General features: G+C 46.0%; 11 protein-coding genes. 10 read left to right on the top strand and 1 reads right to left on the bottom strand.

Annotation, left to right across the window (positions count from 1 at the left end; all coding sequences use genetic code 11):
- Window positions 1-6: 6 nt before the first annotated feature.
- From KNP87_RS14800 to KNP87_RS14775, 6 genes are read left to right on the top strand one after another with little or no spacing between them, the layout of a single operon-like run.
- Window positions 7-366: a rhodanese-like domain-containing protein gene (locus KNP87_RS14800; protein ID WP_214722148.1), complete on the top strand. Its 360-nt coding sequence runs from the start codon at window positions 7-9 to the stop codon at window positions 364-366.
- Between the two features lie 21 nt (window positions 367-387).
- On the top strand, window positions 388-684 hold the full coding sequence (locus KNP87_RS14795; protein WP_028107057.1) for a rhodanese-like domain-containing protein: 297 nt from the start codon (window positions 388-390) through the stop codon (window positions 682-684).
- A 49-nt stretch (window positions 685-733) separates the two neighbouring features.
- Window positions 734-1,300, top strand: coding sequence for a sulfurtransferase TusA family protein (locus KNP87_RS14790; protein ID WP_026834065.1), 567 nt, complete (start codon window positions 734-736; stop codon window positions 1,298-1,300).
- Between the two features lie 32 nt (window positions 1,301-1,332).
- Window positions 1,333-2,469, top strand: a complete 1,137-nt coding sequence (locus tag KNP87_RS14785) for an MBL fold metallo-hydrolase (RefSeq protein WP_214722147.1) — start codon at window positions 1,333-1,335, stop codon at window positions 2,467-2,469.
- Between the two features lie 36 nt (window positions 2,470-2,505).
- Window positions 2,506-2,733 carry a sulfurtransferase TusA family protein gene (locus KNP87_RS14780; protein ID WP_026834063.1) on the top strand — a complete coding sequence of 76 codons (228 nt, stop codon included), beginning with the start codon at window positions 2,506-2,508 and terminating at the stop codon, window positions 2,731-2,733.
- A gap of 54 nt (window positions 2,734-2,787) precedes the next feature.
- Window positions 2,788-3,564, top strand: a complete 777-nt coding sequence (locus KNP87_RS14775) for a sulfite exporter TauE/SafE family protein (protein ID WP_026834062.1) — start codon at window positions 2,788-2,790, stop codon at window positions 3,562-3,564.
- A gap of 268 nt (window positions 3,565-3,832) precedes the next feature.
- On the opposite strand, the gene KNP87_RS14770 is transcribed toward KNP87_RS14775, so the two are convergent.
- Window positions 3,833-4,219 carry a DUF302 domain-containing protein gene (locus KNP87_RS14770; protein ID WP_214722146.1) on the bottom strand — a complete coding sequence of 129 codons (387 nt, stop codon included), beginning with the start codon at window positions 4,217-4,219 and terminating at the stop codon, window positions 3,833-3,835.
- A gap of 183 nt (window positions 4,220-4,402) precedes the next feature.
- Between KNP87_RS14770 and msrB the strand changes: the two genes are divergently transcribed.
- From msrB to KNP87_RS14750, 4 genes are all read left to right on the top strand, one after another.
- Window positions 4,403-5,503, top strand: a complete 1,101-nt coding sequence (gene msrB / locus KNP87_RS14765; protein WP_214722145.1) for a peptide-methionine (R)-S-oxide reductase MsrB — start codon at window positions 4,403-4,405, stop codon at window positions 5,501-5,503.
- Between the two features lie 147 nt (window positions 5,504-5,650).
- Window positions 5,651-8,566 carry a S8 family peptidase gene (locus KNP87_RS14760; RefSeq protein ID WP_214722144.1) on the top strand — a complete coding sequence of 972 codons (2,916 nt, stop codon included), beginning with the start codon at window positions 5,651-5,653 and terminating at the stop codon, window positions 8,564-8,566.
- Between the two features lie 159 nt (window positions 8,567-8,725).
- Window positions 8,726-11,263 (top strand): HAMP domain-containing sensor histidine kinase, encoded by a 2,538-nt coding sequence (locus KNP87_RS14755; protein ID WP_214722143.1) that lies wholly within the window; start codon window positions 8,726-8,728, stop codon window positions 11,261-11,263.
- A 207-nt stretch (window positions 11,264-11,470) separates the two neighbouring features.
- Window positions 11,471-12,991, top strand: a complete 1,521-nt coding sequence (locus KNP87_RS14750; RefSeq protein ID WP_214722142.1) for a GGDEF domain-containing protein — start codon at window positions 11,471-11,473, stop codon at window positions 12,989-12,991.
- The last annotated feature ends 49 nt before the right edge of the window (window positions 12,992-13,040 follow it).

Below are 13,040 nucleotides of genomic sequence, written 5' to 3'. Positions count from 1 at the left end.
ATACAAATGGATATCTTGACCATCGTATTTCTAATCATCGTTGCGTTTCTTGCTTATCGGATGTTTGCGCCAACTAAAGGTGTCAACAAATGGTCGACGTCGGACTTAAAACAGAAGTTAGGCGACCGCAACCGATTTTATTTGGACGTCCGGACACCGGGTGAATTCAAAGGCAATCACATTAAAGGCTTTAAAAACATTCCGCTTCAAATATTGCCGTCACAACTCGACAAGATTCCGAAAGACAAAGAAGTCATCGTAATCTGTCAGAGCGGCATGCGCAGTAAACAGGCGGTCAAACAATTAAAAAAAGCAGGTTATGCCCAGGTTACAGAAGTGTCAGGCGGAATGAACGCTTGGCGTTAACACTAGGAGGAGGAATGACAGATGAAACGATTTACAGCAAAAGAAGTACAGGAAAAGCTTGAAAACGGGGAACAACTCAACATCATCGATGTCCGCGAAGTGGATGAAGTCAAAGAAGGCAAGATTCCGGAAGCGATTCATATTCCACTTGGTCTCGTCGAGTTTAAAATGAACGAACTCGATAAGAAAAAACAATATGTCATGGTCTGCCGTTCTGGTGCAAGAAGTGGTCGTGCCGCAACGTATCTCGAAGGACAAGGATTTGATGTCATCAACATGGATGGCGGCATGATGGCATACGAAGGTAAAACCAACTAAAAAATTTAACGTCAAACATACCCCTACAGGTAAAAAGGAGCGAATACTTTTGCAGACAATCAAAACAGATATCGTACTCGACGCACGTGGCTTAGCGTGCCCGATGCCGATCGTCCGGACAAAAAAGACGATGAAGACGCTGGAACCGGGTCAAGTCGTGGAAGTGCAGGCCACTGACAAAGGATCAACAGCCGATCTCCGTGCTTGGGCGAACAGTACCGGGAATCAATATCTTGGAACGATCGAAGAAGGAGATGTCTTGCGGCATTATGTCCGTAAATCTTCCGGTGACGAGCAAGAAGCACCGGCATTTAAATCGGTTGTTACGAACGAGACCGTTGAAGCGGTTCGCAACAATCCGGATACGCTCATTTTGGACGTCCGGGAAACGGCTGAATATGCGTTCTCCCATATCCCGAATGCCGTCAACATTCCGCTTGGTGAACTGGAGACGCGAATCGGAGAACTCGACACATCGAAAACGATTTATGTCGTCTGTCGGACAGGCAGTCGGAGTGATTTGGCCTGCCAACAACTCGATGCAAAAGGATTCAACGTTCAAAACGTGATCCCCGGCATGAGTGACTGGAAGTATGACACGAATCAAACCGTTTAATCCGTAAATTACGATCAGGAGGAATCAATCAGATGGCACACGCAATGACAACAAAAGAAGTCACGCAAAAAATCATTCACCGTGAAAAAATGTTTATCTTGGATGTCCGAAATGAAGAGGCATTTCAAGACTGGAAAATTGAAGGCGAACAGTTTTCGTATCTCAATGTTCCGTATTTCGATTTACTCGACGGTGTCGAAGAAATTTTAGATCAACTGCCGACAGATCAACCTGTTCTCGTCGTCTGTGCAAAAGAAGGGTCGTCGATTTTTGTAGCGGATTTATTGGAAGAAGCGGGACGGACCGTCTCGTATCTTTCAGGAGGCATGAAAGCCTGGAGCGAACACTTGGAGCCGATTTCACTCGGATCATTAAATGAAACCGGAGCCGATCAAGGTGAAGTCGTTCAATTCGTCCGGATCGGGAAAGGCTGTTTATCATACATGATCATCTCAGAAGGCGAAGCCGTCCTCGTGGATGCCGCGCGGATGACAGGTGTTTATCTTGATTATGCCAACGAACGTCAACTGACCATCACGCATGTCTTTGATACACACCTTCACGCCGATCACATTTCCGGCGGGCGTGAGATTGCTGAAAAAACAGGAGCAACTTACTGGTTGCCACCAAAAGACGCGACAGATGTCATGTTTGATTATGCAGCACTCGAAGACGGAAGCCGCGTTCAAGTAGGCGATACAAAAATCGATGTCCGGGCACTGTATTCCCCGGGACATACAATCGGTTCCACGTCGTTTATTGTCGACGAGCGTTACCTCTTAACGGGGGATATTTTGTTCATCGATTCGATTGGCCGTCCGGATTTAGCCGGTCTGGCAGAAGACTGGGTCGGCGACCTGCGGGAGTCGCTTTACAAGACATATCGCGACCTTGCGAAAGATCTTGTCGTCCTACCGGCCCACTTCATGCTGATTGAAGAATTAAATGAAGATGGCAGTGTCGCAGAAAAACTCGATATCTTACTCGCCAACAATCACGGCTTGAACATCGAAGATGAAGAAACATTCCGGAAGATGGTGACCGAAAATCTTCCGCCGCAACCAAATGCCTATCAAGAAATTCGCGAAACAAACATGGGGAAACAGACGCCTGATCTCGAAGCACAACGCGAGATGGAAGTCGGACCTAACCGTTGCGCCGTTCGTTAAACTAAAAAACCACTTACTTCAGGAGGAATCATAATCATGAAATCAGAACTCGTACTCGACGCAAAAGGGCTTGCCTGCCCAATGCCAATCGTCAAAACAAAAAAAGCCATTTCCGGACTCGAATCAGGTCAAATCCTTGAAGTCCATGCGACAGACAAAGGGGCAAAAAACGATTTACAAGCCTGGGCAAAATCAGGTGGCCATGAGCTTGTGAAACACGAAGAAGAAGCAAGCGTCTTAAAATTCTGGATCCAAAAAGGGTAATTCAAGTTGAAGGAGGGCTGGCGACAGTCCTCTTTTTTTAAAGGAGTGAATCAAATGGAACTCGGTTTTATCATCACAATTTTTTTAATTGGGTTTGTCGGATCATATATCTCGGGCATGGTCGGAATTGGCGGCTCGATCATCAAATATCCAATGCTACTCTACATTCCACCACTGCTCGGATTTGCTGCCTTTTCTGCACATGAAGTCGCCGGAATCAGCGCGATTCAAGTCTTTTTTGCGACGATTGGCGGTGTTTGGGCCTATCGAAAAGGCGGTTTCTTAAACAAATCGCTGATTCTGTATATGGGCGGAGCGATTCTGATTGGGAGTTTCATCGGTGCTTATGGCTCAAACGTTCTCGCGGAAGATACAATCAATCTTGTGTACGGCGTGTTGGCACTGACTGCAGCCGTGATGATGTTCATTCCGCGAAAAGGCATCGATGATATCCCGCTTGATCAAGTTCGTTTCAATAAAGGGATTGCGGCAAGTGCTGCGTTTATCGTCGGAGTGGGGGCAGGAATCGTCGGTGCGGCCGGAGCTTTTTTACTCGTTCCAATCATGCTCGTCATTCTAAAGATCCCGACCCGGATGACGATTGCTTCGTCTCTTGCGATTACCTTTATCTCGTCGATTGGTGCAACGGTCGGGAAGATTACGACAGGACAAGTCGATTGGGGTCCTGCTGCCATCATGGTCGTCGCGAGTCTGATTGCGGCACCGCTCGGCGCGCTTGCCGGAAAAAAGATGAACACGAAGATTTTACAAATCATTTTGGCGGTCCTGATTTTAGCGACAGCAATCAAAATCTGGATTGATATTCTCTAAGGAAAAGACACGCAAAAAAATAGACAGCTTCAAAAAGAAATCACTTTTTCGTTCACGTGCTTTCCTCAGGCGAGACACAAGCCAATTTTCCTGCCTAATGGAGGCAGGAAAACGGGTCTTGTCTGTCTCTGACAGCGCAAGTCGACTTGCGCTTTTTCCTGTAGGAGTCACGCGAAGCAAGTGATTCCACTTGAACGAGATGAGGGTGGCAGATTAAAATCTGTCACCCTCATCTGTGTAAAACATAACTTTTGACTACCCGCCGGTTTTACATCCGGCTTTTTTCGATGACATGAACAAGTTTTTGTTCGACATCGAGTGCGACTTGTTTCAGTTCGTCGTCTTCGACCAAACCGATCAGTGAGGTCGGGCGTGGCATTCCGATCTTCGTTTGTCCGTCTTCCGTATAAACAGCGAGTTTACACGGCAAAAAGTAGCCGGCCCGACGTTCAGTCGATAAGACACGATGAGCCTCTTTCGGGTTACAGACTTCAAGGATATGGTACTGGTCGTCAAACGGTAACTCTTTTTCTTTGAATTTCTTGGCTAAATCAAACTCCCATAAAACGCCGAATGAAATCTCGGCAAGTTCTGTTTTGAGCCGTTCGATTGTTTTCTCTATTGAATGATTGGAGTTGACGGTGTAGTCAAACATAAATGCCCCTCCCGGTTTTTTGGATTCTTTTACCTTATTCCCTGTCTGAATAAGATGAATCGTTTTTGAATGTGCCAAATGAAGGCTGACCGGGCGACAAACTGTGGGAAATCAAGGTACATTAGAAAAAAGAAATCTGCCCGCGGGTGAACGACGTAAGCTTAAAAAAGGAGGCGGAGGGAGATGAAGAAACGAATGTTGACGATTCTTTCGGTCGTAGCTTTGATTGCGATCATGATTGGCGGCTACTTTGTTTTCCAACAGCAACAGGCAAAATCGAGCGGAAGCAAAGAGCTGTCGTATACAAAAGAAGAAACGGCTATTCTCGCCGGAGGATGTTTCTGGTGTATGGAACCGCCGTTTGAAGAGTTAAAAGGTGTGAAATCAGTCATCTCCGGCTATACCGGTGGAGATGTTGAAAATCCGACCTATAACCAAGTATCGGCGGAGACGACCGGTCACCGGGAAGCAGTCCTGATCACGTTTGATCCATCGGTCATCTCGTACAAACAACTTCTGGATGTTTACTGGCGTCAAGTGGATCCGACTGATCCGAACGGTCAGTTTGTCGACCAGGGGGAATCGTATACGACGGCAATCTTCTATACGAACGTCGAGCAAAAACAGATTGCGGAACAATCGAAGAAGGATTTGGCAGCCAGCGGCATCTTTGATGAAAAAATCGTCACGCCGTTGATTGAGGCCGGTCCGTTTTATGAGGCGGAAGACTACCATCAAGATTATTACTTGAAAAGCGAAAAGAAATACAAGTTCTACCGCGCTGCGTCCGGACGTGATGACTTCATTAACCAATACTGGAATGATCAACCAAAACTTGATTTACCCAAGTATACGAAGTTAACGGACGAACAGATCAAAGCGAAATTGACGGATATTCAGTACAAAGTCACCCAAGAAGACGGGACAGAACCGGCATTTGATAATCCGTACCATGATTTGAAGGCGGACGGGATTTATGTCGATCTGATTTCCGGTGAAGCGTTATTCTCTTCGAAGGATAAATACGATTCGAAAACCGGATGGCCCAGCTTCACGCGACCTCTTGAACCCGGGAACATCATTGAAAAAAGTGACTTTGCGCTTGGGATGAAGCGGATGGAAGTCAGAAGCCGTCACGGCAATGCCCATCTTGGACATGTCTTTACGGACGGTCCTGAACCAACAGGGTTACGGTACTGTATGAACTCGGCTGCTTTACGATTCATTCCGAAAGAAGAGTTGAAACAAGAAGGGTACGAACAATATCTTTCTGAATTTAAATAATCAACCAAACAGACACTTTTCACTTTTGTGGAAGGTGTCTTTTCTTTCGAAACTGTAAGGTGAGCCGCCTAAAAAATAGCTATCCATTTTATCCAAATATTGTTTATACTATAAACAATGTAGGATTATATCTTGAGGAGGAACGTTGTGAAAAAGTTAACCATTTGGCTCATGCTGAGCTGTTTGATTCTGTCACTTGGAATCGGACCGTCAGCTACGAAGACCGCGGCAGCAAGTGCATTATCGGAAGCTGTCTTATTAAACGCAGGGCAAGAAACAGTGCTCGAAACCGGAACGGCAGAAAAGAATACATATTGGTATAAGGTCGAGCATCAAGCGGGTGTTGAAAAAACAGCAAGCCACTTTGAACTGTCGCTTGATACGGATCAACCGATTGAAGTAACGGCTTACCCAAGTCAAGAAATGGCGTCAAAGGACGAAACGTTTGATCGTTACCGCGGATACGCAGAACCAAACGACAAAGACGCAACAAAAATCGCTGTCCCGTATGCCTGGGATGGTCCATATTACGTCAAAGTCGACTATTATCCAGAAATCGAAGAAGGCAAAACACCAAAAGCGGCAAACGTCAGCTTGACATACAACAATGTCAAGCTGCCAGTCGAATATGAGCCAATCAGCGACGATATGAGCTGTATGGCGGAAGAAGCCCTCAAACAAACAACGGACGAGAAACCGTTGCTTGCGTTGATGCACGCGATTCAAAAACAGGTGTTGAGCCAGTCGGAACAAGGACGCGACTTAACATCGTTGTACTACAAAGTCTCTCCATACGTCGTCAAAACACTTCTCTTCAATAAAGACAAGCGGACACAAACGTATGAAGATTTAAAAACGTTAAAACCGGCCATGACAGCTCTTGTCAACGGAACGGCTTATACATTAACCAAAACGGATCAGACGGCAATCAATCGTTTGTATGCCCTGACACGTGATGCTTCTCCGGAAGTCATCGCAACTGAAATCAATCAAGTCGCAAAAACTGCGGGAATCGAAACGATTGGTGGTTCCGACTTGAGTGAAGCGTTCAAACCATTTGGCATTAAAGTGAAATCAGAAGCTAAGACACGTTTCATCGTGAAGTTAAAACCGGGTCACACGCAACGGACGATGAAAATCGCCGGAGCACAAGCACCGGATGTTGAAAAGTTATCGCTTGGTAAAACAGGTGAGTTTGTCATCGTTACGGAAGATCCGACGGTCAAAAACCAGTCGGCAGCTGTCCTCAAACAATCGTTGAAGAAATCAAGTGCGGTTGAGTATGTCGAGGAAGTTCAGACATACCGCGCAACAGGGGATATCAACTACGACTACCAATGGTCACTCAATCAAAAATCAAATGTCGAACAGTTCCCGAACGCCGGAATCGGCTTTGAGCAATTCGAGAAGTACCGTGCGGGTAAAACATTAGCACCCGTCACGATTGCAGTCATCGACACCGGGGTGGATTACCGTCTGAAAGACTTCCAAGGTAAAGTCGATATTGCCCAGGAAAAGAACTATGTCGATGTCAACGGCAACGGAAACGCATTAGATGACCACGGTCACGGGACGCACGTCTCGGGTGTCATCGCGGCAGCTCTTGAAAATGATTACGGCATTCGCGGAATTCACCAGTCAGCGAAGATTCTTCCGATCAAAGTCTTGAATGCCAACGGTGAAGGAGAAACCGATGCGATTGCACTCGGAATCAAATATGCGGTTGATCATGGTGCCAAAATCATTAACATGAGTCTTGGCGGCGGTGAAAGCCGGACGATGGCGTACATGATGAAATACGCAGCTGATCACGGCGTGACAGTCGTTGCAGCATCAGGGAACGAATATGATATGTCAGTCGGTTTCCCGGCCAGCTCGGAATATGCGATTTCTGTCGGCGCAACAAACCCGCTCGGCATGGTCGCGGACTACTCGAACTATGGCATTGGACTGGATGTCGTTGCACCGGGTTCAAAAATTGCGAGTCTCGTTCCGGACGGTAACACGGTCTACATGGACGGAACAAGCATGGCATCACCACACGTCGCAGCAGTTGCTGGAATTCTCGCGTCACTTGATTCGAAGTTGACGCCGAAACAAATCGAAGCAATTTTACGGACGAGCGCAGAACCACTCGCTTTCGAAAATCCGAATGATTGGTACGATGAAGACGAAGAGATGGAAGATGAGTACCCACCTGGATATGAGAAGGACAGCACACCGGAATTCCCGGCATATGTCAGTCCGGTATCCGGATACGGAAAAGTCAACATCACGCGTGCGATTGCCCAGTTAAACCTTAAAGGAAAAGTAAACCCGGTTTATGACAACCAACTTGTTGTCAGCGGACAAGTCAAATCAGGTACGACAGTAGAAGTCTGGTCGACGAAGAAGTTGACGGATACAAAAGATACGTCTAAACGATTAGCGAAAACAACTGCAAAATCCGGTAAATACAGCGTGACGATTCCCCGTCAGGAAAAAGAAACCGTCTTGACGATTCGTTACGCCAACGGTTCTGACGTCACGTCAGAACGGACGGAAGTGTTACCAGGAAAAGCACCAGCTGCTCCGAAAGTCAATCGTGTCCTCGCCGGTGCGACAACCGTAACAGGAACAGCGATTGCCAAAGGTAAAATCACGATCAAAGACGCCAAAAACAAAGTCGTTGGTACAGCAACCGTCGACAGCAAAGGGAAGTTCGCAGTGAAGGTCAAAAAACAAGCAGCGAATGCCCGTCTTGCTGTAACCGTGAAAGACATTGCGAACCGTTCGAGTAAAGCGACAGTGATTACCGTTGTTGCTCCTCCGGCAGCACCAAAAGTTAAATCGGTCACAGCCGGTCAAACGAAAGTAACCGGGACAGGTGAGAAAAAAGCACGTGTCTATGTTCAAAACGAAAAGAAAAAAGTAATCGGTAAAGGAACGGTCACGTCAAAAGGTACGTTCACAGTCAAGATTGCCAAACAAAAAGCAGGAGCCAAGCTTTCTGTTTATGTTGAAAACAGCTTTAAACAAAAAAGTACGAGCACGGTAGTCGTCGTCAAAAAAGCTAAAAAATAAGTCTTCAAACAAGCCTTTTTCGGGTAAAACGGAAAAGGCTTGTTTTTTTTACCAGATATCTTATTTTTAAAGTATTTTTTAAAAAATTATGATACTTTTAAGTGATTACATTTATTTCAAAAATGCATCATTCTAAGTGAATGATGAGGAGGATATTTCATGATCAAATGGATTCGGAGGCGGATTGGAAGGCAGTTGTTGGCAGTCTTTTATACCGTACTCGTGTTGGTTTCAGTCACCTCGTTTTTTGTCTACGATTATATGGAAGGCAGGATCGAGTCATCGCGTAACAACCTGGAGATTATCAGCGAGCAAAACCGACGGGCAGATACGCTGTGGGATAACTGGCAGACCGTTCAATTCGGGCTTCGGGGATTCGTCATTTTCGGAGATCAAGACCGGTTTGATGAAGTCGAGGATTTACGAACCGAAATCAAGAGTGAGACCGATTGGTTTTCCCGTAAAGCCAAGACGGATGAAGAAGAAGAGTTTGCTGCACAGATGACGAACTTGTATGACCTGTATTACGGTGCCCTTTTCCCGGTCACCCAATCCTATGTCAATGGAAAAAAAGACAATACAATCAATGAAGACTTTTTGCAAGGCGACAGCTTATTTTCATTACCGGTTGCCAAGCGGCTTGTCGAACAGGGACAGTTGAAACCCTCGGCAGACGGATCGATTGATATTGCACCGGATATTGAACGGGCATCGGTGGCACTTGAGGATTACCGCGATAATTTACAAGCACAGCAGGAAAATGCCGTCATGAACCTGCGAAGTGAAGTTGCGAAAACGCAGTGGATTTGGATTTCGAGCATCTTAGTGTTGGTCGGGTTTATCCTATTGTTCGTGCATCCGTTTATCCGGAAAATGACAAAACAACTTTTGCGTCTGATTGATGACAATCAAAAGTTATCACGGAACGAACCGATTGAAATGGACTTAACTGAGCAACGGACTGACGAAATCGGAATGCTCCGGTCATCCTTTAACCAGATGGCAGTGACAACGAGCTCCCATACAGAAGCGATGCAAGGAAAAAATGAAGAATTACAGGCGCAAAGTGAAGAACTGCTTGCACAACAGGAAGAACTGCAGGCACAGCAAGAAGAATTAGAAGAAGCATACCAAACGACCAAGCAAAACGAAGAAAAGCTAAAAATGCGAAGCGAGTTGACAGAAGCACTGGCGGTCCGTGAAACCGTCGAATCGTATCCGGCGATTGTGCGGAAGATGCTTGAGATTACTTCGTCTGAGTACGGTGCCTTATTGTTGTATGAAGATGGACAGTACATTGGAGCTACGACAAACGGAATGAAGCTTCAACAGATCGAGGCATTGTTAGCAGATGAAACCTCTGTCCTCAATCGAATGATGCTTCGCAATCAAGTCGTCCAGTCAGAGAAACGGGTTTCCCGGACGGATGATGTTCCATACAGCTTCAGTACCCATGAAGTCGCACTGCCAATTTACGATCCATCGACGAATCAGTTAATGGCAGCGGTTTACATGGTCCGTTACCAGTCGACATATAAAGCGCAACAACTGGCAGACATGCGTGAGTTTTCGCAACAGATGACGTTATCATTGCTTCGGACACGTTCTTATGACGAGATGAAACAAGAGAAACAAAAAACGGAACAAGTTCTTGATTCGATTCGAGAAGCCATCATTTATCTGGAAGACGGAAATGATGAATTGTACGTGAACCGTCCCTTGTTTGAACTGGTACCGGAACTCCAGTCAGAGTTCACAAAAGACCGGACGTTATCATCCGGCAGTTATGTGATTGAAGTGATGCGTAATATCGTCGATGATGTCGATCGTTTTAATGATTATTTAGCTTTGATTCGGGCAGGAGATGTCTCTCCGGATAAAGTTCAATTTGATGTTCGAAACAACACGGCCCATTTAGAAGTCTATGCCGAGCGGATTGATATTGAGGGTGGCTGGAAAGGTGTCATTCTGGTCATTCGAGATATTACCCGGGAAACAGAGGCCGATCGATTAAAAACTGAACTGGTCTCAACCGTGTCGCATGAATTGCGCACACCGTTATCATCCATTTATGGATTTACGGAGCTGATGTTGAATCGTGAAATTGATACGATGAAGCAACGAAAGTATTTAGCGACGATTCATACGGAAACGGAACGGTTGTCTAATTTGGTGACAGATTTCTTGGACGTTCAGCGGATGCAGTCCGGAGGACAACTGTACCAAATGGCGCATCTTGATTTATGTACGATTGTCCAGCAGGTCGCTGGATTATATGATGTGTCGAATGGACAACATGACATTCGTGTCCAAATGCTAGGTACGGAACGTCCAACCATCATTGGGGATGAAGCGCGTATTAAACAATTACTAAACAACTTGGTGAATAACGCCATCAAGTATTCACCAGACGGTGGATTAATTGAAGTGAGTGTCGGTACCGATGAAGACAATGCGACGATTCGGATTACGGATCACGGCATCGGTATTCCGCATTATGCATTTGCACAACTGTTCGATAAGTTTTACCGGGTCGACAATTCGGATACCCGACGGATTGGCGGGACAGGTCTTGGTCTATCGATCTGTAAGGAAATCGTCAAGGAACATGACGGTGTGATTCATGTCGAGTCGATCGAAGGACAGGGCAGTACGTTTACCGTTCAGTTACCGTTACACGTCACCGAGAATGTCTGAAGTCAAAACAAGTACCGCCTTGCTTCACCGGTGGTGCTTGTTTTTGTTGTCTGATTCTGGAGAAATCGATTGACCCACTTCAGAGCAAAAAAACAGGACACGTTAAGAATATTTAAATATAATGAAAAGATGGTTAAAAAACAGAAAGATTTGCCGATAATCATATAGGACAAACGAACTAGACAAAAAAAGGGAAGGGCGTGAACGATGTATAAACTAATCTATGCGATCATCGGCGGATGGGTCTTGTCTCATACGTTATGGTTAGGAATCATCGGCACGTCTTCGGAACTTTCAAAAATAGGCAACAGCTTGTTTATGATTCTGGGTGCTGTCATCTCGACGGTCTTGTTAATGATTTCGGTGCGCCGTCATCCGACTCGCCCCTTTACCCAACGTCTGTTTTTGTTGTTGTTGTTCGGAAATGTATCGTTAGCCATTGGTGAGACGGCACAACTGATTGTTGAAAGGCGCAATCTGGAACGTTCGGGACCTTTTGACGGTATTGATTTAGTATTCAGCCTGCAAATCGTTTTTTATTTGCTGGCGTTTTGTTATTTTTTAATCAGTCGTCGTTCACAGGTCAATCTACGGTTCTTTTTATTTGATGAGTTGATCATCCTGATCGTAACGGGCGCGATTTCCTGGCATTATCTTGTCACCCCTTACTTGGAGCGAGCAGAATTTCTCAGTTTTGAGACGCTACTGTTGCTCCGTTATCCACTTGGAGATTTGTTGTTACTCGGCGGAATGATCATCTTATTTTTTGGCATCATGAAGCGAGGCAACAGCATTCCACTTCTGATGATTTTAGCTGGATTCCATCTGCAACTCATTGCCGATATATTATATGTTGCTTTGTATCGAACCGATTTTCCGATCTCTGTCATGTGGCTGGATCCCCTTTGGATAGCGACGGTGTTGTTGATTGGCGGGGCGGCCATCTTATTTGATGCAGACGAACGGCCCATCGGCTTAAAGATTGATCGGCAGATTTTAGAAGGAATTCGCCTCGTGACACCGTATATCTTTTTGTTGATTTTATTCGTGACAATGGCACGACAGGCGGTCAGTTGGAATGGGTTGACGATTGGTCTGATGATAGCGGTTCCGCTGTTGATTTCAAGACAGGTGCGGATTGTGATGGATAATCAACGGCTGCGTGAAAATCTCGAGGCAAAGGTCGAGGAGCGGACGGCTGCTCTCGAACAGGCGCTCGAAGAGATGGAACATATGGCCTACCACGATGCTCTGACGAATTTACCGAACCGCTACTTGTTTGCCCGGTTGTTTAAGGAAGAGTTGCGGCGTGCGGAAATTCACCAACGGTTCGTCGGGTTATATTTCATTGATATCGATCATTTTAAACAAGTGAACGATACATACGGACACCATGTCGGAGACCAACTGATCATTGATATTGCGAGCCGCCTTGAAAAACGATTACCGCATAACACGGTCATCTCACGCCAAGGCGGGGATGAATTTGTGGTGTTATTATTTGATGTAAAAGAGGAGTCGGACATCGAAGCATGCGGTCAACAGTTGATTGATTTGTTCGAGCGGCCGTTCATTCTCCAGGAGACACCGGTCTTCATGACCGCTAGCATCGGCGGTGCGATTTATCCGACCCACGCCACGTCGCGGACAGCCCTGATTGAGCAGGCAGATGTCGCGATGTATGAAGCAAAACGCCGTGGGAAAAATCAGTTTCATGTGGAAGTCTGATTCATCAAAAAAGGAGCACCGATTCAACTCGGTCCGCTCCTTTTTTTGT

Source organism: Exiguobacterium sp. s192, assembly GCF_018618795.1.
Taxonomy (GTDB): domain Bacteria; phylum Bacillota; class Bacilli; order Exiguobacteriales; family Exiguobacteriaceae; genus Exiguobacterium_A; species Exiguobacterium_A undae.
The sequence above is the reverse complement of the archived record's forward strand: the minus strand, read 5'-3'. Positions and strand labels throughout refer to the sequence as shown.

What these genes read in the sequence shown, in the direction of transcription:
- KNP87_RS14785 (WP_214722147.1), top strand. Translation starts at nt 1,333, where the DNA reads ATGGCACACGCAATGACAACAAAAGAAGTCACGCAAAAAATCATTCAC.
- KNP87_RS14750 (WP_214722142.1), top strand. Translation starts at nt 11,471, where the DNA reads ATGTATAAACTAATCTATGCGATCATCGGCGGATGGGTCTTGTCTCAT.
- KNP87_RS14755 (WP_214722143.1), top strand. Translation starts at nt 8,726, where the DNA reads ATGATCAAATGGATTCGGAGGCGGATTGGAAGGCAGTTGTTGGCAGTC.
- KNP87_RS14795 (WP_028107057.1), top strand. Translation starts at nt 388, where the DNA reads ATGAAACGATTTACAGCAAAAGAAGTACAGGAAAAGCTTGAAAACGGG.
- KNP87_RS14775 (WP_026834062.1), top strand. Translation starts at nt 2,788, where the DNA reads ATGGAACTCGGTTTTATCATCACAATTTTTTTAATTGGGTTTGTCGGA.
- KNP87_RS14770 (WP_214722146.1), bottom strand. Translation starts at nt 4,219, where the DNA reads ATGTTTGACTACACCGTCAACTCCAATCATTCAATAGAGAAAACAATC.
- KNP87_RS14800 (WP_214722148.1), top strand. Translation starts at nt 7, where the DNA reads ATGGATATCTTGACCATCGTATTTCTAATCATCGTTGCGTTTCTTGCT.
- msrB (WP_214722145.1), top strand. Translation starts at nt 4,403, where the DNA reads ATGAAGAAACGAATGTTGACGATTCTTTCGGTCGTAGCTTTGATTGCG.
- KNP87_RS14780 (WP_026834063.1), top strand. Translation starts at nt 2,506, where the DNA reads ATGAAATCAGAACTCGTACTCGACGCAAAAGGGCTTGCCTGCCCAATG.